20 protein-coding genes, 4 tRNA genes and 1 pseudogene are annotated in these 20634 nt (G+C 54.9%); 12 read left to right on the forward strand and 13 right to left on the reverse strand.

All coding sequences use genetic code 11. The features are described from left to right. Positions 1-4 precede the first annotated feature (4 nt). The 4 genes from ybaK to bcp all read right to left on the reverse strand — a co-directional run bounded on the left by ybaK (position 5) and on the right by bcp (position 2324). Positions 5-520, reverse strand: a complete 516-nt coding sequence (gene ybaK, locus G556_RS0102420) for a Cys-tRNA(Pro) deacylase (RefSeq protein WP_028821630.1) — start codon at positions 518-520, stop codon at positions 5-7. 39 nt (positions 521-559) lie between these two features. After that, entirely contained in the window at positions 560-1705 is a 1146-nt protein-coding gene (locus G556_RS09965; protein ID WP_036915446.1) for an N-acetylglucosamine-6-phosphate deacetylase, read from the reverse strand. Between the two features lie 32 nt (positions 1706-1737). Beyond that, positions 1738-1819, reverse strand: a tRNA-Leu gene (locus G556_RS0102430). 13 nt (positions 1820-1832) lie between these two features. Then, a complete protein-coding gene (gene bcp / locus G556_RS0102435) occupies positions 1833-2324 on the reverse strand; it encodes a thioredoxin-dependent thiol peroxidase (protein ID WP_028821631.1) in 492 nt (163 codons plus the stop codon). An 82-nt stretch (positions 2325-2406) separates the two neighbouring features. On the opposite strand from bcp, the gene G556_RS0102440 reads away from it, so the two are divergent. From G556_RS0102440 to G556_RS09970, 4 genes are all read left to right on the forward strand, one after another. Continuing rightward, positions 2407-2727: a DUF3618 domain-containing protein gene (locus tag G556_RS0102440; protein WP_028821632.1), complete on the forward strand. Its 321-nt coding sequence runs from the start codon at positions 2407-2409 to the stop codon at positions 2725-2727. Between the two features lie 68 nt (positions 2728-2795). Beyond that, positions 2796-2868 (forward strand) — tRNA-Lys (locus G556_RS0102445). 69 nt (positions 2869-2937) lie between these two features. After that, on the forward strand, positions 2938-3723 hold the full coding sequence (locus tag G556_RS0102450) for a glucosamine-6-phosphate deaminase (protein WP_028821633.1): 786 nt from the start codon (positions 2938-2940) through the stop codon (positions 3721-3723). A 90-nt stretch (positions 3724-3813) separates the two neighbouring features. Continuing rightward, positions 3814-4656 (forward strand): PQ-loop domain-containing transporter, encoded by an 843-nt coding sequence (locus G556_RS09970; RefSeq protein WP_036915449.1) that lies wholly within the window; start codon positions 3814-3816, stop codon positions 4654-4656. On the opposite strand, the gene G556_RS0102460 is transcribed toward G556_RS09970, so the two are convergent. The 4 genes from G556_RS0102460 to orn form a co-directional block, all read right to left on the reverse strand. Beyond that, complete coding sequence (locus G556_RS0102460) at positions 4653-5396, reverse strand: type 1 glutamine amidotransferase (protein WP_028821634.1); 744 nt, start codon at positions 5394-5396, stop codon at positions 4653-4655. The genes G556_RS09970 and G556_RS0102460 overlap by 4 nt on opposite strands. Next, complete coding sequence (locus G556_RS0102465) at positions 5393-6679, reverse strand: Mur ligase family protein (RefSeq protein WP_051176554.1); 1287 nt, start codon at positions 6677-6679, stop codon at positions 5393-5395. Before G556_RS0102465 ends, G556_RS0102460 begins: the two co-directional genes overlap by 4 nt. Before the next feature lie 69 nt (positions 6680-6748). Then, positions 6749-6824 (reverse strand) — tRNA-His (locus G556_RS0102470). A 114-nt stretch (positions 6825-6938) separates the two neighbouring features. Continuing rightward, on the reverse strand, positions 6939-7553 hold the full coding sequence (orn, locus tag G556_RS0102475; RefSeq protein WP_028821636.1) for an oligoribonuclease: 615 nt from the start codon (positions 7551-7553) through the stop codon (positions 6939-6941). A gap of 90 nt (positions 7554-7643) precedes the next feature. Here orn and G556_RS0102480 point away from each other — a divergent pair. The 5 genes from G556_RS0102480 (at position 7644) to G556_RS0102500 (ending at position 12612) form a co-directional block, all read left to right on the forward strand. Beyond that, a tRNA-Arg gene (locus tag G556_RS0102480) sits at positions 7644-7719 on the forward strand. 38 nt (positions 7720-7757) lie between these two features. After that, positions 7758-9284 carry a PrsW family intramembrane metalloprotease gene (locus tag G556_RS09975; protein WP_051176555.1) on the forward strand — a complete coding sequence of 509 codons (1527 nt, stop codon included), beginning with the start codon at positions 7758-7760 and terminating at the stop codon, positions 9282-9284. Positions 9285-9358: 74 nt separating this feature from the next. Then, positions 9359-11047 (forward strand): energy-dependent translational throttle protein EttA, encoded by a 1689-nt coding sequence (gene ettA / locus G556_RS0102490; protein WP_016456387.1) that lies wholly within the window; start codon positions 9359-9361, stop codon positions 11045-11047. Between the two features lie 273 nt (positions 11048-11320). After that, positions 11321-12355, forward strand: coding sequence for a GTP 3',8-cyclase MoaA (gene moaA / locus G556_RS0102495; RefSeq protein ID WP_028821637.1), 1035 nt, complete (start codon positions 11321-11323; stop codon positions 12353-12355). Between the two features lie 11 nt (positions 12356-12366). Further along, the gene (locus tag G556_RS0102500; RefSeq protein WP_024110631.1) at positions 12367-12612 is read left to right on the forward strand and encodes a MoaD/ThiS family protein; all 246 of its coding nucleotides are present in this window, start codon (positions 12367-12369) and stop codon (positions 12610-12612) included. A 41-nt stretch (positions 12613-12653) separates the two neighbouring features. On the opposite strand, the gene G556_RS0102505 is transcribed toward G556_RS0102500, so the two are convergent. Further along, positions 12654-13607 (reverse strand): molybdenum cofactor biosynthesis protein MoaE, encoded by a 954-nt coding sequence (locus tag G556_RS0102505; RefSeq protein WP_036915697.1) that lies wholly within the window; start codon positions 13605-13607, stop codon positions 12654-12656. 52 nt (positions 13608-13659) lie between these two features. Here G556_RS0102505 and G556_RS0102510 point away from each other — a divergent pair, with 52 nt between their 5' ends. Next, positions 13660-14871, forward strand: a complete 1212-nt coding sequence (locus tag G556_RS0102510; RefSeq protein ID WP_028821639.1) for a molybdopterin molybdotransferase MoeA — start codon at positions 13660-13662, stop codon at positions 14869-14871. Further along, complete coding sequence (gene moaC / locus G556_RS0102515; RefSeq protein ID WP_028821640.1) at positions 14871-15341, forward strand: cyclic pyranopterin monophosphate synthase MoaC; 471 nt, start codon at positions 14871-14873, stop codon at positions 15339-15341. The genes G556_RS0102510 and moaC overlap by 1 nt, the downstream gene beginning before the upstream one ends. A 32-nt stretch (positions 15342-15373) precedes the next feature. Here the strand turns inward: moaC and G556_RS0102520 are convergent, their stop codons facing one another. From G556_RS0102520 to pdxS, 3 genes and pseudogenes are all read right to left on the reverse strand, one after another. Then, positions 15374-16378 (reverse strand): asparaginase, encoded by a 1005-nt coding sequence (locus G556_RS0102520; protein WP_016456381.1) that lies wholly within the window; start codon positions 16376-16378, stop codon positions 15374-15376. A gap of 148 nt (positions 16379-16526) precedes the next feature. Beyond that, positions 16527-16741 (reverse strand): annotated as a pseudogene (locus tag G556_RS11685) (L-asparagine permease); the annotation flags it as partial. 297 nt (positions 16742-17038) lie between these two features. Next, the gene (gene pdxS, locus G556_RS0102525; RefSeq protein WP_028821641.1) at positions 17039-17905 is read right to left on the reverse strand and encodes a pyridoxal 5'-phosphate synthase lyase subunit PdxS; all 867 of its coding nucleotides are present in this window, start codon (positions 17903-17905) and stop codon (positions 17039-17041) included. Positions 17906-18001: 96 nt separating this feature from the next. Here pdxS and pdxR point away from each other — a divergent pair, with 96 nt between their 5' ends. Next, on the forward strand, positions 18002-19363 hold the full coding sequence (gene pdxR / locus G556_RS0102530) for a MocR-like pyridoxine biosynthesis transcription factor PdxR (protein ID WP_081675484.1): 1362 nt from the start codon (positions 18002-18004) through the stop codon (positions 19361-19363). Here the strand turns inward: pdxR and G556_RS0102535 are convergent. Next, positions 19353-20510 (reverse strand): pyridoxal phosphate-dependent aminotransferase, encoded by a 1158-nt coding sequence (locus tag G556_RS0102535; protein WP_028821643.1) that lies wholly within the window; start codon positions 20508-20510, stop codon positions 19353-19355. The genes pdxR and G556_RS0102535 overlap by 11 nt on opposite strands. Positions 20511-20634: the final 124 nt, after the last annotated feature.

Raw genomic sequence — 20634 nt, forward strand, 5'->3', positions numbered from 1 at the left:
CTTTTCAGTTATGAAAATAATTATCTCGGCCAAGTTGAGCGAATTTTGCATTAGTTGCGCTTGCCAAATCTTTAGGGTCTAGGACTAGAGAAAAACCTCTTTTGCCTCCGGAGCAATATACTTTTTCTAGGCTTTCTACCGAAGCGTCGATGAGGGTCGGTAATTTAGCTCTTTGCCCTAGTGGGGAGATGCCTCCGGTTACATATCCGCTAGATCTTTCGGCGTCTTTCGGATTAGCCATTTCGGCCTTTTTGACGCCGAAATTTTTAGCGACAGATTTTAGGTCCAACATGCCGGCAACGGGAACTACTGCGACTGCTAATTTCTGCTTGCCGTTTGGGTTTAGATCTACGATCAGGGTTTTTAATACTGATCTTGGGTCTAACCCCAACTTCTTGCATGTCTCTTCGCCGTAGTGAGTTTGGTCGCTGTCGTGCTCGTAGCTGAGGATGTCGAACTTTATGCCTGCTTTTTCAAGCGCGATTGTTGCCGGCGTTCCTTTGGAATTTTTCTTCGACATACCTCAAATATATCCCGGGGGCGAAATACACTTTGCTGATTACCTGACCAACTGGCTATCTCTAAACACGTGTAAAATATTGCGCTCGTCGTCGAGAATTAGAAAGTTCGGAGAAGAACTAATCGAAAAATCAAATGTGACCCCAATATCGTTTTGAATTCCACACGCATTGGCTGGAACTGAAACGCACGCCCTGATTAATCTCGAAAAATCAATTTCGGATAATCCTCGGAATTGATCCGCAATGGTACTTGCGCCGCCTGCAAGGGTTTCGGTTCTGGTGAGGTAGCATCCGCCATCCCTCAGTTCGACGGGTAATCCACCAAGTAGATGTTCTCCCTGCTCGCTTCCGGTTACTGCGGCCGAGTCTGTGACCAGATAAGCGTTATCGACGTATTCCAACACGTCACCAACTAAATCTAAGTCGACGTGGACGCCGTCTCCGATAATTTCCAGCCAGCTGTAGCCAAGCTTTGCCGCTCGAATGAATTCGCGTACCGGCCCCGGGGCTCTGTGCGTCAACGGGGGCATCGCGTTGAAAAGATGCGTCACGGTCTGGAGGATCTTTGAATCGGCTAAATCGGAAATTTGCGTCAACGCGGCCCTGGTGGCAGCTCCCGTGTCGTTCGTGTGCCCCCAGGATGGGCGTGCGCCGTACTTTATGAGCAACCTTGCGGCATCAGCGGCTCCGGGAAGTTCCGGAGCTAGAGTCATGGTTTTGATCCAGCCCTTCGCCTCCTGAAGCCAAATTCGCAGTTCTGTGAGGTCTGGATTCCGCAGTGCGTGAGGATTTTGAGCACCGCATTTTTCCGGATTCACATATGGGCCCTCTAGGTGGATTCCGGCCAGCTCTCCGCTTTCGCAGAAGGGCAGTAAGGCCTGAATTTGAGGCATCGGGTCTGGCAAAGAAACGAGCGAGGCAATGAGCGCGGTTGTCCCGTTAAGGCGGTGTACCCGAATAGCAGCCGCAATTTGGTCTGGCTCGTAGTTGTCTGAAAAAGAAAAACCTGCGCCGCCATGGCAATGAGTGTCTACAAAACCTGGCACGATGTATCGGCCGCTGTAGTCGGATTGGGCAGCAGAAATTTTGGCCTGGGAAATGCAAACTATGCGGCCGTTTTCTAAGTGGAGTCCTCGGCCGACGATATTTCCTTCACCGTCGTAAACCTCGCCGGAACAAATCATGAGTGATCCTTGAATGAAGGAACCTTCAGGGGTACCGGAGAAGGGACTCGAACCCTCACGCTTTTAAGCACAGGAACCTAAATCCTGCGTGTCTACCAATTCCACCACTCCGGTGCGTTTGACTAGCTTAGGGCAAATTTAGCTTCAAACCCAAAGCTGCGCCAATTCTTGATACGTGGCCTTTGGCGCGCACGTTTCTTTGTACCTCAACGATCGTTCCAACGCCTTTATCGTCAACTTCTACGACGAACGTGCTGCGAATAACGCCAGTCACCTCTTTGCCGTAGATCTTCCGGACACCCCATGCGCCGTAGGCTTTGATCGTTTCCTTTTCGGGATCGGCGAGAAGCGTGACGTCCAGGTTGTCTCTAGTGATGAAGCGGGTCAGCTTGTCTTTGGTGTCCGGGGAAATCCCGATGACGTCCACACCTGCCCCGTCGAATTGGCTCTTTGCATTGCTGAAATCGACCGCCTCGACCGTGCATCCCGGCGTCATGGCAGCGGGGTAGAAATAGACGATAACCTTGCGGCTTTTGTAGTCGGATAGCTTGATGATGTTCCCGTCGTGGGCTTCAAGCGAAAACTGTGGGGCGGTGTCGCCAACTTTGAGGTCAGTCATGCCAGATAGTTTAGCTAGTTACGGGTAGGCTTAAAAAGCAATTAAGCTAGACGTCGTCCCGATAGATACTTGGAGGAAGATCGTGGCTGATGACAACACCGAACAGATCCGCGCGAGGATCGCTGCGACCAGAGCAAACCTGATGGGTGGAATTGAGGATCTTGCTTCTCAGGTAAATCCGCAGGCTGTCAAAGAAAACGTCAAAGAGTCGGTAAAGCAGTCCGCAGAAGATTCCAAGATTGCGGCTAAGAAAACCGTTAGTGATGCTGCGAGCGGAGTCAAGGATTTCTTTGTGGACGATCTGGGCGTTAAGTGGAACAACGTCGGTACTGTCCTGCTATCTGCCGGTGGTTTGGCTGCTGGTCTGGGCGCTTTGTCGGCAGTTTCACGCCTGTGGAAGTAGCTGAGCAACCGTTGCAAAACCCTCGATTTTGCATCTGAAAAAAGGCACGCTATAGTTACTTCCCGCGCGCACCGCTAGCTCAACTGGCAGAGCAATTGACTCTTAATCAATGGGTTCTGGGTTCGAGTCCCAGGCGGTGTACGATGTGAGACCCCGGTAGCAAAAACTGCCGGGGTTTTTTGATTTAATGATTGAAAAAAGGGGAAACCGGTGAGAGTAGGGATTTTCAAGACCGCAGATGAGGCTTCAAAAGAAGGCGCGAACATAATTGTCGATTTCTTTAGCCGCAAGCCCGCGTCAACTCTTGGTCTTGCGACGGGCTCGACTCCGTTGAAGCTCTACGCCCACTTGCGCGATGCGCACGCTAGGGGAGAGTTCTCGCTGCACAATTCCCTGGCCTTTGCTCTCGACGAATACGTCGGCATGGATCTCGATCACCCGCAGCTGTATCGCAACGTTTTGAAGCAGGAACTTGTTGGCGACGACAAGACTGGCCTTACCAACGAAAACCTGCACACCCCTAACGTTTCTCACCCAGACCCCGACGTGGCGGCCATCAACTTCGAGGCTGCAATTAAGGCTTCGGGAGGAGTCGATCTCCAGATTCTGGGCATCGGCGCCGACGGCCACATCGGTTTTAACGAACCTGGCGGTTCGTTAAACTCCCAGACGCACCACGAGGTTCTCGCGAGCCAGACCCTGGCCGATAATTCCCGGTTCTTCGAGTCCGATTCCGACCAGGTTCCGAAAACCTGCATCACGCAGGGCTTGAAAACGATCATGTCGGCCAAGAACCTGCTGCTATTGGCTTTTGGCGAGTCCAAGCGCGAGGCCGTTTCGCAGCTCGTAGAGGGCCCCGTCAGCGCCAAATGGCCTTCGACCGTCCTCCAGCTCCACCCGAGCGCCATCGTGCTCGTAGATGAGGCTGCAGCGGCCGATCTGGAGCTCGCGGAGCTTTACACCACTCGTTGGCAGATGCTCAAGCACATCGACTAGTCGGTGCAACTTCCAGCTTCTAATTTTGTTCGTTCTCTTTCTAGAGCGACGATGAGATTGTCCAGTCGGTAACGTTCACTCGGAGATCAAATGGGTGTGCTCGAAATCTATGGTTGGGTCGTCGCAATCATAGGTGCGGGGTTTAGTGCGCCTCAGCTGCTGAAGGTCGTGCGCGCTAAGAGCGTGGCGGGCCTCTCGCTGGTTGCCTGGCAGCTCGCTGTCGGTTGCTCTATAGCCTGGGTAACCCACGCGGTCCTTGCCGCATCGGCCAACATTGCGATCAATTCTTTGCTGATCGGTCTTTGCAATGCGGCAATCCTCTTCTTCATCAAGAGCAAGCGCAGCCTAGGCATTATGCGTGTGATGCTGGTTCCTCTAGCTTTGTCATCTATCCTCATCGCGGTAGACGTCTTGCTCGGGCCGCTTGCTTTCGGACTGGCGGTGATGATTCCGCAGTCGATCAGTCTGTCGGCGATGATTTACTCGATCGTCGCCGAGCACAGCCTTCGCGGCGTTTCGCCTGGGTATTTAATATTCGGCAGTCTGATCCAGGCAGCATGGCTCGGCTGGGCTGTCATGGCTCGCGATTCCGCAGTTACTTTTAGTTCGGGCAGCCAACTCGCCCTCCTAGCCACGGCTTTGTCCTGCTATGTGGCGAGAATGTTCGGCTGGCAGCCCGATAGGTTCAAGATCGTCGTGGTTAGCGTCGCCAACACAGCCAGGATGGTTGCGGTCAAGATCGACGAGGCGACCGAGGCCATTACGGCAATAAACCCGGGCGAACGCACAATGAGCATGTTGGCAGTACATTCGCCAGAAGAGGGCGAAGAAGAGCCAGTCTCTAAGCCTGTGAAGCAGCGTCAACCGAAGTTCGTCGTCCACGCCCCAGAGGATTATTCCTCAGAGACGACGCAGATTCCCGCGATTCACTAGCGGGTCTGTTTGGCCCTGTCTTTAGTGGTCTTCACCACGTGAATTCTGCGCTCCCGAAGCATCTTGTGTTCCGCGGTTACAGGATGATCCAGAGCCGGGAGTTCGTGGCCTAGAGCTTTCTCTAGCAGGTAGTCCGCAAATCGCGGGTTGCGTGGAAGGATCGGCCCATGCGGGTAGACGCCGATTACTTGCCCTTGCTGTGCGCCATCGAATCCGTCGCCGTTACCAATGCCAATCTCGACTTTGGCGACGGGTTTGGCGTCTGAGCCGAGACTCGTGTAGCCAGCGTGGTTCTCGAAGCCAGTAATCAGGTGGGAAGCGCCATCGGGCGCCTGCCAGCTCGTCAGAATCTCTCCGACTGCCCGCTGCGGGCCCCTGCGGGTCTCCACGTCCAGCAAGCCCAGCCCTTTTTTGACTTCGTCGCGGCCTCCGACGGTATAAGTCTTTCCGCAAATCTGATAACCGGCGCAGACCGCAAAAAGGATGCCGCCAGCGTCTAGCGCGCGGAATATGCCACCATCTGCTTTAAGCTCTGCGACCGCAGCAGATTGTGCCCGATCCTCGCCGCCGCCAAGCAGATAAATCAATCCGTCCGTGGGCACTTCCTGACCAGGTTCAACCACGACCAGCTCGGCGTCTATGCCTCTCCACTGCAGGCGCTTGGTCAGAACCTGCGCGTTACCTTGGTCGCCGTAAATGCCCAGCAGGGATTGGTAAACAACTACGATTTTGTGGCTCATGAAACATCAACTCCGCCCAGGTGGCATAGCTGTAGGAAAGCAGAATAGGTGGCTAACACGTCTACCGTGGTCTCGAACGGACCCTCTAGCGCATCTTTGGCTCCCGGAATGATTTCGTGGTCTATCTCGGCGTAGCTGAGACGCACAGCCAGGTCTGCGCAGCGTGGGCCGGAGACTATCACGCGCTTTCCGCGTAGCGGCTCGAAATCTACGTCCCATAGCCAGCTGACGTCAGCGCCGTCCGCGATCGCCGAATCGATGACCAAAATGACTGGATCGGATTTCATGATGAGCATGTTTTCCGCCCATGCCGCAGGGTTCTTCGCTAGGGCCAGCCTTGCCTTAGTGGTGTGGGTCTCGTAATCGAAGGCGCCGACTGAGAACCTACCGGCAGGAGAGACCACCTTGGTCATCTCATGGCTGGCATCTGCTAAATCGACGCCGAATATGCTGCAGGATGCCAGCGCGCAGGCCGCGTTACCACGATTGAAACGGCCCGGAACCGAAAGATTTAGCTCAACGCTTCGACCATCTTTGAAAATCACGTTTTCGCCGTCGACAATAACGTCTGCCTCAGGCTGGCTGAGCCCGCATTCTGGGCAAGCCCAGCGGTTAGGTTTACCCTCGGCGACTTTCATGTACTCGAGAATCGAACCGCATTCGGGGCACAGCGTCGAGTCGGTCTCCCAGCTCAACCCCATATCAACCCAAACTTGTTTTGGTGCCGCCTTGGCAGACCAAACGACTAGAGGGTCGTGGACGTTGGCGATAACTATGGGGGAGTCTTCTCCGAGTTCGATCAGCTTGTCGCGCCAGCGCTTACCGATCGAGTTGATCTCGTGGTGGCGGTCTAGCTGGTCGCGGCTGATGTTCAGCATCACGAGGGTTTCGACGTTCTTGGATTCCAGAACGTACGGCACCACCTGTTCGTCTACCTCCAAGACGGCGATCGGGGCTTTCGAGTTTTGCGAAAGCGCGGAGACGATTCCGTGTTTAAGGTTCGCGCCATCCGAGTTGGTCGCGACGTTTGGAAACTTCGCGCGCATTGCTGCAGCAAGAAGGTGCGTCGTTGTCGTTTTGCCGTTGGTCCCAGTGACGACGGCAATACGCTTGTCTTTGAGTAGGTCGTCGAAAAGGTTCGGGGCGATTTTGCTTAATACAGCGCCTCGGATACTCGCTCCTGTGCCTCTGCCGGTTGCCTTCGAAGCCCAGGCGGCCAGATCTCCGGCAGCGAAGGCAATTTTTCGACGTGCCTTGTTAAAGCAGTTTTGCAATGCACTCACCCGATAATTATCGCACGCCAGACCAGTAATTGATCAAACGTCAGAGGGGGGAAGCAGGAGAGATATGCGTGGGGTGAGTGACGGGAATCGAACCCGCGACAACCTGGACCACAACCAGGTGCTCTACCAACTGAGCTACACCCACCATGTCCACACATCAGCGGCCATGGCGCCGATCGTTCAATACGTCTGGCGCATCAGGCAACTCGTATAGAGTAGCCCGGTTTTCCGTTTTTGAAAAATCGCCGCGAAGTATTTCTCAAAAACCGGTGATTTCGCCCTGGTGCTTAGCGGCGATTTCCCTAGCCGCCTCGGTGTTGGGGCCTTTGCCTTCGACGAAAACCGCGTCTCGGTAGTAGCGCAATTCTTCAATGGATTCCTGGATATCCGCTAGGGCGCGGTGGTTACCATTCTTGGCAGGTGAGGCGTAGTAGGCCTTCGGGAACCAGCGCTTAGCCAGCTCTTTGATCGTGCTTACGTCAATGTTGCGGTAGTGCAAGTAGTCCTCAAGTTCGGGCATGTCGCGGGCCAGGAAGTTCCTGTCGTTGCCCACGGAATTACCCCCGAGTTGAGCCTTGCCGGCAGCCGGCACGAATTTTTTGATGTACTCGAGCGCCTGCTGTTCCGCCTCCTGCATGGTTAGGGTGGCGGTTTTCAGGTCTTCAAGGAGCCCGGATTTTACGTGCATATCGTGAACAAAGTCGTTCATCGAGTCGAGCTTTTCCTGATCGGTCTTGATGACCAGATCGATGCCTTTGTCGTCTAGAACGTTAAGTTGGCCATCTGTAACCAAGATCGCCACCTCAATTAAGGCGTCGTCTTTCAGGCTGAGGCCGGTCATTTCGCAATCGATCCAAACAATATTTTCACTCACGATCCCTACACTACTCCCGAAAAAAGCGCACGCTGTGGTGGCCAGCGCTGGCAAAAAACTCTTCGGGCTATTACCATCGACTTGTTGCCTGGCCCGGTAGCTCAGAGGATAGAGCAGCAGCCTTCTAATCTGTCGCGCGTGGGTTCGACTCCCACCCGGGCCGCCATTAATCTTTCTTTTCTCTCGCCCGCTAGTGTTGGAATTGTGACTGACGCAGAGATTTGGCGCCCATCTAAGAAGCCAAAGAAGACGGTTAGAACCATTGGAGCTGGTGCAGCTGAATCCGTCATGTCCGCGTCGCGTGCAGGAGTGCTTGATCTGAGCCCCGCAGCGCAAGCTAGGCGAGTGCGAAACGGTTTGCCGCTTGCCGAAAAACCCGGTCTAAAACGTTGGCAGCGCATAGTCCGAAACCATTATTTGTGGTTTGTTATCGCGCTGAGCATTTTTTACTTCGTTTCGCTCTTCGTCACATACAGAAGCATGGGCTCGAACCTGATCTCTGAGATCTCTAGGGTGACGTCGGAGGCAGGCTCTCCCGTCGTGATCACCTGGTCGGGCATTAACGAGGCGCTGCTACTCGTTACCGGTAAAGCGGTGCCGACCGCAATTTGTTTCCTGGTTGCATTCATCCTGCTAGACCGAATCCGCCCGACCCCCTGGGCAATGAAATGGGTGGCGTTCGGTTGGGGAGCCAGCGTCTCCGTATCCATCTCCTCGATAGTCAACACATGGGCCGGCGCGCTGATGAATGCCCAGGGCCCAGTGGACCCCTCTCAGGGCGCTCGTGCCGCCATCTATTCGGCGCCGTTTGTCGAAGAGGCCGCGAAGCTGACGATCGTTTTTTGGCTAGCCATATTTCTGCGCAGGAGGCTAGTCGCGGTTCACCAACTGGTGACGATGGCCGGGCTATCCGCGCTCGGTTTCGCCTTCGTGGAAAATATCGTTTACTACCTGCGTTCGTACATGTTCGCTGCCAACATCTCCGGCGAGGATCCGCTGAAAGAACTAAACACTCTTGTGTTGATGCGCGGCGTTGCGACTGCATTCGGTCACCCGCTTTTCACATCGATTGCCGCCTTGGGGTTTATGGTTGGACTGGTTAACAGATCCAAACTCGTGCGCTTTTTGGCGCCTGTCGCGGGCTACCTTGTTGCGGTGCTTGGGCACATGATGTTCAACGGTCTGATGTCGGTCGGGTTTTCCGCCAAGGTCGCGTCGATTTGCGGTTGGGTGGGCGTGCTCGCGTTAGTCATCTATCTTTGCACAAGGTACGTTCACCAGACCCGAAACATCAGGAGCCGTCTCGAGGACTTCGTCAAGATGGGGTGGCTTAGCCAAAACGATCCTAGAGTCTACTCGAGCTTCTTCGGCAGAATGAAAATCTCCATCGTCGCCGTGCTGAGCGGGCCCAAAGTCTGCGCTGCGACTTGGCGGCTCATGCGCTCCATAACTGAACTTGCCTATTTGCGCGATGCGGAGACCAGGGGCCTGGTTGATGCCTGGTCGTTGGAGAGGCAGCGCGACCTTATTCTCACCGTCGAAAAATACCGTCCAAAGGCGATCACCGATTACCGCGCTCTGCCTTGGATCCCCGAAAACATTCGGGGTTTTTTCCGTCGCCTGATTTCGCAAATCAAGGCTCGAATTGCCACGCTTTCGCCAAACAGGCAGGGCTCAAAAAAGATTCAGGAGTGGCGAACTCCCGATCCGAGTCAAAGAGTAGGTGTCTAACTTTTAGACGCCTCGGTTTGCCCTGGCATAATTGAATACAAGACTTCTATTTACAGACAAAGGAATCGTACGTAGTGGCTGAGTTTATTTACACCATGCACAACGTCCGAAAGACGGTCGGTGAAAAACTGATCCTCGATGACGTTACGCTGTCTTTCTTTCCCGACGCCAAGATCGGTGTCGTTGGCCCTAACGGAGCTGGCAAGTCGACTCTTCTGAAGGTTATGGCGGGCATCGAGCCGATTAACAACGGCGACGCGAACCTTGCAAAGGGTGCAACTGTCGGAATCCTGCTTCAGGAACCTCCGCTGACCCCCGGCAAGACTGTCCTTGAAAATGTTCAGGAGGGTGTCGCTGAGACCAAGGGCATGCTTGACCGATTCAATGAGGTCAGCGCCGAGATGGCCGATCCCGATGCCGATTTTGACGCTCTTATGGCCGAGATGGGCGAGTTGCAGACACAGCTCGACGCTCGCAACGCTTGGGACCTCGATTCGCAGCTCGCGCAGGCCATGGATGCTCTCCGCTGTCCTCCCGCCGATACCATCGTCGACGTGCTTTCCGGTGGCGAACGCCGCCGCGTTGCGCTGTGCAAGCTGCTGCTGGAGCAGCCGGATCTGCTGCTGCTTGACGAGCCCACTAACCACCTCGACGCCGAGTCGGTGGCCTGGCTCGAGGGTCACCTGAAGACATATCCGGGCGCGGTCTTGTGCGTAACCCACGACCGATACTTCCTGGATAACGTGGTTAACTGGATCTGCGAGGTCGACCGTGGCCGCCTGTACCCGTACGAAGGTAACTACTCGACCTATCTGGATACTAAGAAGAAGCGCCTCAAGATTGAGGGCCAGAAGGACGCCAAGCGGGCCAAGATTTTGGAACGCGAACTTGAGTGGGTGCGGTCTTCGCCGAAGGCTCGACAGGCGAAGAACCGTGCGCGTCTGGCTCGCTACGAAGAGCTGGCAGCGGAGGCCGAACGCTTCCGTAAGATCGACACCAGCGAGATCAACATACCCGCCGGTCCGAGGCTAGGAAATGTCGTTCTGGAGGCTAACGATCTGGTCAAGGGATTCGGCGATCGCTTGCTCTTCAATGGCCTTAGCTTCGACCTGCCCCGCGCGGGCATCGTTGGCGTCATCGGTCCCAATGGCGTCGGTAAGTCGACCTTATTTAAGATGATCGTCGGCGACGAGCAGCCCGATTCAGGCTCGCTGCGTGTCGGCGAAACCGTCGACATCAGTTACGTCGACCAGGGACGCGCAGGCATCGACCCGTCGAAGACGGTTTGGGAAGTCGTATCCGATGGCCTCGACTACCTGAAGGTCGGCAACTTCGAAATGGCTTCTCGCGCATATGTCGCCTCCTTCGGTTTCAAGGGCCCCGATCAGCAGAAGCCTGCCGGCGTGCTATCGGGCGGTGAGCGCAACAGGCTGAACCTGGCGCTTACGCTGAAGCAGGGCGGAAACCTGTTGCTGCTTGACGAGCCGACTAACGACCTCGACGTCGAGACGCTTTCTAGCCTCGAGGATGCTCTTCTGCAGTTCCCGGGCTGTGGCGTGGTCATCTCCCACGACCGCTGGTTCCTCGACCGCGTGGCCACCCACATTCTCGCCTGGGAAGGCGACGGTGAGGACGGCAACGATCCGAAGTGGTTCTGGTTCGAGGGCAACTTCGACGACTACGAGAAGAACAAGGTAGAGCGTCTGGGCGAGGAGGCCGCTCGTCCGCACGCCTCCCGTCACCGTAGGCTGACTCGCGACTAAATATTTTTCGGGCGCACGAGTTTCTCGGCTTCGACCTGAATTGGTCGTAGAGCTCAGATTTTCGTGCGCCCGTTTGTTTACTAATTTTCGTTCTTTTTGCTTAATTTATGTCTTGTATGCGAAGAACTCAAAAAGTGTGAGCCCGGTGGAAAATCTCTTTAGCTTTGCCTGCCCACAAGACATTTGGGCCTGATTTTTATTGTGTTAAAAATGATAGAAGCAGTTTATTGATTCGGGGTAAGGTTAAATTCGGATTTTTAAGTTAGGAATTAGATGACTGCAGTGGTCAACGCTCCGATGCGACTGGTCGATAGGTTTGGCCGTGTCGCTCGAGATCTGCGGGTCTCTGTGACCGATCGCTGCAATTTGCGCTGCGCCTACTGCATGCCTGCCGAGGGCGTTTCGTTTAGGCCCAAAAATGAAATTCTGACTTCTTCTGAATTAATTAGGTTAATTAAAATAGCCGTCGAAATTTTAGGTATAGAAAAGATTTGTTTTACCGGCGGCGAACCTTTATTGAGAAAAGATCTAGAAGAAATTATCGCAGAAGCGGCTAATCTGCGAAAAAAAGATGGTGAAAAGCTAGAGATCTCGATGACCACTAACGGGTTAGGTTTGGCCCACCGAGCGAAGAAGCTCGCAGAGGCTGGTCTGCAACGGGTAAATATCTCGTTGGACGCCGCGAATTCTCACGATTACAAGATACTGACTAGGCGAGATCGTTTTGCCGACGCTATAGCGGGTGCGCAAGCTGCTCACGACGCTGGCCTTAGCCCAATCAAACTGAATGCAGTTTTGCTCCCTGGTTTCAATGATCATCAGGCGCCGGATCTCGTCAAGCTCGCGTTGAAGAACGGTTACACGCTTCGATTCATCGAATTCATGCCGCTAGGCACCGCGTGGGAACGTCAAAAGATGATCACGTGTGAGGATATATTGAGTAAACTTCGCGAAGAATTCACTTTGAAAATGCGTCCAGAATCAGAGCGTGGATCTTCGCCAGCGAAATATTGGGACGTTACCGCAGGCGACGAGCATCCGGCGGGGAAGATCGGCATCATCGCTTCGGTCAGCAGGCCGTTCTGCGGAGACTGCGATCGCACGAGGCTCACCGCGGACGGCCAAATTCGATCTTGTCTTTTTGCGCGAAGCGAGACCGATCTGCGTGGATTGCTCCGTAGCGGTGCTAGCGACGCAGATATAGCCGGTGCTTGGGCAGAAAATATGTGGAGCAAACAGCCTGGGCACGGAATTGACGATCCATCATTCTTGAAGCCAAAGCGAAACATGAGCGCCATCGGGGGATAGGAGACAATCGAATGGAACTTAGCGTCAGCTATTTCGCCGCCGCGGCCGATTTCGCTGGGACGAGAAGCGAGGTTATCTCGATCCCCGATAGCTGCTCCGTGGCTACCCTCAGGAATTTATTGGAAGAAGGTAAGCCTGAGCAGTTCGGCAAGCTGATTCGAGTCTGCGCTCTGATGCTAAACGGCCAACAGCTGCACGATGGCGACGAGGTGTCAGGTGGATCGCTAGACGTCCTCCCACCCTTCGCCGGTGGCTAGGGCACGTCTTCGCCGGTGGCTAGGGCACGTCTTCGCCGGTACTACGCGCTGCCTTTCCACTCTGTCGAGCCGTCGCTGAAACTCTGCTTCTTCCAGACTGGTAGCTCCTGCTTCACACGCTCAACCAGCCTCTCCAGAAGAGAAAATGCCTCTTTGCGGTGCGCGGCAGAAACTGCGGCTGCGAAGGCCACGTCGCCGATTTTGAGTTTCCCTGTGCGATGAAAAACCGCGATTTTTATCGCTCCGCTTCCTGCTGCCAGCTCGTTGGCGATCTTGGAAACCACCTGAGTGGCGTTGGGGTGGGCTTCGTACTCGATACCATCGACGGATTTTCCATCGTCGTGGTTTCGGACCCTGCCATCAAAAATCGCCGTGGCGCCTGCACGCTCGTCTCGTACGCTTCGCGCCAGGGCCTCGACGTCGATCTTATTTTCGTCCACTGCGGCGCTGACCACCTCGGCGTCTGCGTGCTCAAGGTTAGCGGTGTTCTGAATTAATCTGGTGGCTAGTGCATGCGGATTATGGTCGCCGTCTAATAATTGATCTCCGATGTGCGCCAGAATCGGGCTCACCGCTTTAATGGCGTCGCGAACCCCGCCTGGTGAACCGGGTGCGTTTACCACGAATGCTCTTTTGCCAGCGTGCTCAACCACCCCAGCCAAGCCCCTCGAAAGTGCAGCGGTAGCGACCTTTGGATTGTTGCGAATAGCCGCCTCGACACCCTCAGCGCGCTTAGAGATGAGCGAAGCCGTTGCTTCTGGGGTGACGTCTCGGCTGGTTAAGCCCGTTCCGCCGCTGGTGAATACAAACTCGGCTCCCTCATCGATTGCTCGCAGAAGCGCAGATTGAATCGCGTTTATGTCGTCCTCGACGATCGTCACGGGGGCTACTTCTCCTGCCTGCGCAAGCAGCTTTGCAGCAAGCGGGCCGGATGCGTCCTCGCTGAGCCCCCGAGCGCAGCGGTCTGAGATGGTGATCACAGCTATCGAAACCATGAACGCCATACTACGTTGCGGCTATCCTTAAACACGACCCAAAGGAGTGCTTATGAAGGATATAGAAAAACACTACGGCGACGTCCTCGCGTTGGGACAGGCGCTGCCTGCGGAGAAAGTGCCGGTTTTCGATGCGCTCGGTAGAATCCTCGCCGAAGACGTGAGCACTCGGTTTGCTGTTCCGCCTTTCACAAACTCCGCGATGGACGGTTTCGCCGTTCGGGCTAGCGACGTGGCTAACAGCTTGAGCCTGGAAGTGACGGGGGACATCCCCGCTGGGTCTACTGAAGTACCCGATCTGCCAGCGGGAACTGCCATGCGAATCATGACAGGTGCACCCATACCAAAGGGAGCCGACAGCGTCATACAAGTCGAGCACACCGAAAAATCAGACGAAAACATGCGTCACGAGGCGCCCTCTTTTGTGACCTTCACTCAGACGGTTCGGCCTGGATCTAACGTCAGAAAGCGTGGTGAAGACGTGCCGGCGGGGCAACCGCTGATTCCGGCTGGTACACGTCTTGGTCCAGGCCATCTTTCTGCGCTCGTCTCCGTCGGGTATGGAGAGGTTTCGGTCGTCAGGCGCCCGGTCATTGGCATCGTCACCACAGGAGAAGAACTTCGTAACGCAGGAGATGATCTGGCGCCTGGTCAGATACCCGATTCAAACATCGTTTTACTGAACGCGCTAGTCACCCAGGCAGGTGGTATCGCTAAGCCGCTTGCCTACCACGGCGACGACCCGGAAGGCTTCGAAAAGCAGCTGCGTGTACTAATCGATCACGTCGATATGATCGTGACTGCCGGCGGGGTGTCGATGGGGGCTTTCGACGTGGTTAAAGAAAGCCTCGGAGAAATCGAATTTTGCAAAGTAAAAATGCAGCCAGGCAAGCCTCAGGGATTTGGAAAGCTGAAAGGCAAGCCAGTCATTTGTCTGCCGGGCAACCCGGTTAGCGTGCTCGTCTCCTGGTATCTTTTTGGCAAGCCACTGGTGGACAAGATCGAAGGGGTGACGCCCCGCCCGTTCACTGAACTATTCGAACCCCGAACTGTTGGGGCAGGATGGGCGCGCAAGCCTGGCAGGGTGCAGCTGATGCCGATCATCGCTAAAGACGGTAAGGTGCTGCCCGCTAGCCACGGTGGGTCGAAGTCGCATTTCGTTGCGTCCACGTTCGGGGCAACCGGTATAGCGATGGTTCCAGCAGAAGTTGCTCAGATCAACGCAGGCGAAGAAATACCTGTTCTGTGGTTCGGAGGAAATTAATGAGATTTACCCATTTGAACGATGCCGGTGACGCCAGGATGGTCGATGTCACCGCAAAGCAGCCCACCGTTAGGGAGGCCACGGCTGTCGCTTCTGTGACTTGTTCCCGGGAGGTCATGACTGCCTTGCGCGACGGCACCGTTCCCAAGGGTGACGTGCTTGCCGTAGCTCGCGTGGCAGGTATCGCCGCTACGAAAAAGGTTCCAGAGCTGCTGCCGCTAGCGCACGTCATAGGGATTCACGGTGCGCAGGTGGATCTAGAACTGCTCGACGATCGAGTTTGGATTTCCGCCACCGTCCGAACTGCCGATCGAACTGGCGTTGAGATGGAGGCACTAACCGCGGTCGCGGTGGCGGCTCTAGCTGTGGTGGACATGGTTAAGGGCGTGGATCGCTCCGCAGCTATAACGGATTGCAAGATAACTCACAAATCCGGCGGCCGCTCTGGCGATTGGAGCCGTCCGGAATAAAAAATCGAGGCTGGCAATTCCAGCCCCGATTTTTAGGAAAGTTCGCCACAGATTGGCTTTTCTAGCCACTGTCTAACCTGCTCGCTATTCATTCCTTGCGAGAGTAGGAAGATCAGCTTGGCGTAGGTCGCCTCGAGCGTCATATCGGCTGAACCAACACATCCCGCGCGGGCAAGCACTCGACCTGCCTCGTAGGTGCTCAAGGCCACGTCGGCTAGTTGGCACTGTGAAGAAATGACCACAGGCACACCTGAGGCAACCGTTTCGGCTAATACGTCGACGAAACCCGGCTCGACGGAGGGACAGTTGCCCATGCCGTACGCCCTAATGATGACCGCCTCCGGAGCGGGCGCCAACAGCGCGCGTAACCGCTGGGCGGTGATGCCAGGAACCAGGTCGATCATCGCGACGTCGTGCTGACGGTACGGAGCTGGTTTACCCCAAGGTAGCGGCTGCGTATCGCGGCTTTGTGAGTGTGCCGCCCAACGCCAGGGTACGCCGGCGATAGCCAACGGATGCGCAAGGGGAGTCTCGAACCCATTGAAACCCCACGAGGAGGTTTTACTGCTTCGGTTACCCGCCAGCAGGTAGTCGCCGAAGTAAAGACAGACACCTTTGGTCTTAGGCGAGAACGCTGCGGTGATCGCGCCGATCACGTTCTTGCCCGCATCAGAGTCCGCGGCTATCAGCGGCAACTGGGATCCGGTGAGAACAACTGGGGTGTCGTCCCCGGCGCGTGCGAAAGAAAGCGCCGCAGCCGTGTAGCTCATGGTGTCCGTGCCATGCAGGATCACGTAACTATCAGCAGGATTTTCTTCGATCGTGTCGAGGATAGTTTGCCAGTCATGCGGAGTGGCACTCGAGGAGTCGATCAGGTGGTCCAGCGATTTAAGCCGGATTTTGGCCGTGATTTCTGAGCCTTCCATCAACCCGTTCAACCATTTCGACATTTCCTCGTCGCTAATGCCTGGAACTAGGCCTTTATCAGACGGCACCATTCCGATGGTGCCGCCGGTGTAGATCACCTGAATATCCATTTTTTACTCCGCTTTCTCTTCTTCTACGTCCTCTTCGAAGATGGAGTCCATCAGATCCAGGGTCGCGCGATGCCGATGGCTGCGAGGCTTATAACTATCTCGAATGCCCCGGTGGGGTAGATGTAGTTGACCAGAACGCCGATAAGACCGAGGACGGGCGGTGCACAGTCAGATTATCTAGAGCACGAAACATGGTAAGCGCGAATAATCCGCAAAGCGCGTAGGAGACTGCTAGCGCCGGACCACCTTGAGCTAGTCGTCCGCCAGCACCAAGGAAAAGCCCGTAGCGATGGAGCCGGCGCTGGCGATCATCTGGATGTGTCGGTTCCTTTGAGCATTGTTGTAGCCAACATCGGGCTTGTCCTGGTTGAGTACCTTCTATGAGCTAGACATACCTAACCTGCCTGTAAATCCATGTGGACTAATGAAGACGCGTTCAATAGAAGACCGCTGTTATCAATTTGCTAGCAAAACTATAATCTGTGAATTATCTGAGAGCGAGAAGAGGGGGATGAAATTTACCCTCTTGGAATCCTTTGAGAAAATTCGTTTTTGGGTGAGTTATTCAGGTTCCTGACTTGGTCAAAGATTATCTGGCGCCAGAGATTAAAAATTCCCCTTTCAAACGATTCATCGCTCGAAAGGGGAATTGAAGGAGGGCTAGCGGCCTTCCATGATCACCTTGATTTCGTCGGGGTTGATGCCAACCATGGCCTCGCCCAGATCCTTTGAAACCTCGGCGATCAGTTCGGAGTTGGTTGGGTTTTCTGCCGCTTTGACGATCGCTTCGGCGCGTTTCTTCGGGTTGCCGGAAGCGAAGATACCCGAACCAACGAAAACGCCCTCAGCTCCGAGCTGACGCATCAACGCAGCGTCTGCAGGAGTAGCTACACCGCCTGCGGAGAAGTTAGGCACCGGGAGCTTTCCGTTGTCTCTAACGTAGCGAAGCAACTCCACGGGAACGGCCAACTCTTTGGCCTCGTTAAACAGAGCGTCTTCGCGTAGGGAGCCGATGCGGGCGATCTCCTCGTTGATGGTGCGCATGTGGCGAACAGCCTGAACCACGTCGCCAGTTCCTGCTTCGCCTTTGGTGCGAATCATCGCAGCACCTTCAGCGATTCGGCGTAGGGCCTCGCCAAGGTTGCGGGCTCCACACACGAATGGGGTGGAGAAATTGGTCTTGTCGATGTGGTAGACGTCATCAGCGGGGGAGAGCACCTCAGACTCGTCGATGAAATCGATGCCGATTGCCTCGAGGATTTGAGCTTCTACGAAGTGGCCGATGCGGGCTTTAGCCATAACCGGAATGTCGACTGCCTTCTGAATCGTGGAGATCATGCCGGGGTCAGACATCCTCGAAACGCCGCCGGCCGCGCGAATGTCTGCGGGGATCCGCTCCAACGCCATGACTGCTTTAGCGCCTGCTCCCTGAGCAATTTCCGCCTGCTCGGGGGTGGTGACGTCCATGATGACGCCTCCACGGAATTGATATGAGGGGTTATTGGAAGGATCGAACCAGCGTGTCACTTTTACTCCTTGAAAATTTGGGTTTGCACAAACCGTATCGCGAGTTAGCCTTATTGGTATGTCCAGATTTGGTAGTTCTTTTAAGGTCAGATTCTGATGTTGACCTATCGACTATCACCAGAATCGGGCGCTCCTCTTTATGAGCAGCTCTATAACGCGATTCGAAGCGACATAGAAGAGGGAGGGCTTATCCCTGGCCAGAAATTACCCTCGAAGCGGTCGTTTGCAAAGAACTTGGGAGTCAGTGTGATCACTGTTGAGGGCGCATTGGAGCAGCTGATCGTTGAGGGCTATCTATTTTCGAAGCCTCGCTCCGGGTTTTTCGTTGCCAAAAACATGCGAGCGCCCAAGAAGAAGCTTCCGGTTACGAAGGCCAAGGTGATGATGGAAAAGGAAAACTGGCGAATAGATCTGGCTAAGGGCGCTAACAGGCCAGATCTGTTCCCGTTTTCCCGCTGGGCGAAGACCGTTCGCGAAGTAGTCTCTCATGAACCTGAACGCATCTTGCTGGGCAAGCTCCCGCCACAGGGCTTACCCAGGCTTAGGGAGGCAATAGCTGACTACCTTCGAGGGGGGCGGGGGATGAGCGTCTGCGGTGAGCAGATCATTATTGGTGCGGGCGCACAGTATCTTTATACAACTCTCGTGCAGTTGCTCGGTCGTGATCTTGTATACGCCATCGAGAACCCTGGATATCCGAGGCTGAACAAGATTTATCGCGCCGACGGGGTGACTCCGAAGTTTCTGGAGCTGGATGCAGCGGGCGCTGCAGTGCCCAGCGCTGACGTTGACGTGATTCATGTCAGCCCGTCCCACCAATTTCCGACCGGAGTCGTGATGCCGATTGGTCGTCGCCAGCAACTGCTGAATTGGGCAGGCACTGATAAATACATCATCGAGGATGACTACGACTGGGAATTCAGGTTCTCTGGTATGCCCATTCCGTCGCTGCAATCAATCGACGCGTTTGATCGCGTGATTTACCTGAATACGTTCACTCAATCGTTGGGTTCTGCAGTGCGAATCGCTTATGCCGTTCTCCCGGAAAGCCTAAGCATAAAATTTGCCGAAAAGCTCTCGTTTTTCTCCAATTCCGTTTCCGCACTAGACCAACTTGTTTTAGCCAAGTTCCTCGAGGACGGAAACTTCGAAAGGCACGTATCTCGGCTAAGGGTGGCGTATCGCTCGGTGCGAGACCTGCTGATAGATCAACTTGAGGAATTGGGGATTCCTGTGCTGAACACGAACTCCGGTCTGAGCTTCTTGGCCAAGTTTGAAAACCCCAAGATCGCCAAGATCCTGGCAAAGCAAGGGATCAGATTGCCCTCCTTGGCCTCGTATTCGCTGAGTGACGCACGGGGCCGAGGAAAGCACTGGTATTACCTGTCCTTCGCCTCGCTAACCAACCAATCGGCTCAGGAAGTGTTGGACGCGATTAAAGCCGCAATTAAGAGTTAGCCTCGACAATCTCGTCTATAGCCATGACCAGCGTGTTTGAGGAATGTCGAAATACTTTCGGCTCTAGCAGTAGAGAAAGAGAAGCGAATCCGTCGATCAGCAGGTCGAAGAAGTAGCCGGGCTGGACTGTTATCTGATGCTTCTCGATCAACTCCAAGACTAAGTTCTCCTCATTTATGAACGAAGGGAAGCGTAAGAGGACGCTCCAGCCGCCCTCGGGAGACAATATGCTAATCGTACCCGTGCGGCTGAGCTCGACTATTTCCTTTAAGGTCTGGAGGTTTCGCCGGGTGCGCTGACCTATCCTTTTCTGCTGTGAGGGGATTTCTGCAAGAAGATTTGGCAATTGCGCAGTAATCAATTGGCTCATCGGCAGGTAAGAATCGGCTATTAAGTCCAAGCGTTCCAGCGCCTCGTCGGCTTGCTCTTTTGGCCCGCTGGTTTGCAGCCAGGCTAGCTTGGCGCCAGGCGCGCCCAAGTTTTTCGAGAGCCCATCTAGGGCGAAAGTAAGTACGGAATCCTCGCCGGCAAGCCTTTGCCCGCAACCGTTCAGCTCGTATTCGAAGAACACTTCGTCGGCGATCAGCGCGAGGTGGTATTTTCGGCAAATGCTGATTATCTTGGTTCGTTCGTCTTTGGCCAGGTAAGAGCCCGTCGGGTTGTTTGGGTTAATGACAATAAGGGCCTTGAGTCTTTCTTGGTTTTCTGCAGCGAGCGTTTCTAACTGGGCCGTGTCGATCCACCATGACCCGTCCCAATGCATCGTGTAGTCAAGTACTTCCGCGCACTCCAGAGCGGCCAGGTTGCTAATGAGTGGGTATCCGGGCCTTGGCGCGAGAACCGCGTCTCCCGGGTCGCAAAGAAGCTTAATCAGCCAGCTGTAGGCCGCCGAAGTTGAACCCAGTAGATGAAGGCGGTTCGGGTCAACCTCACCGCGGTAGCGGTTCGATAAGAACTGCGCTAAAAGTTTTCTTGAGGCTAAGTCGCCCCTCGCCTCGGCGTGATAAAGACCTGGCGCGCTTTTTGAGCAGAAGCCATGCCGTGTGGGGTTTGAGTCACTTAGATTGACCAGAGTGCCTTGGTGGCTTTCGAGCGCAATGCTGATCGAATTTGGCTGAAGGTGAGGAGCGCGGGTAGAAAATCTCACAGTCCCAGAGTAACTGGTGGGTTCGCGCCGCTGTGTCGCAAGAAAAACTAAACAACTAGCTATATTGAGGGCCCGAGTATTCCGTGCCCTCAATTTGTTTTCTTGGGGTTTGCTTTGACATGAC

The sequence above is a fragment of the Propionimicrobium lymphophilum DSM 4903 genome (genome assembly GCF_000423485.1).
Classification (GTDB): Bacteria; Actinomycetota; Actinomycetes; order Propionibacteriales; family Propionibacteriaceae; genus Propionimicrobium; species Propionimicrobium lymphophilum.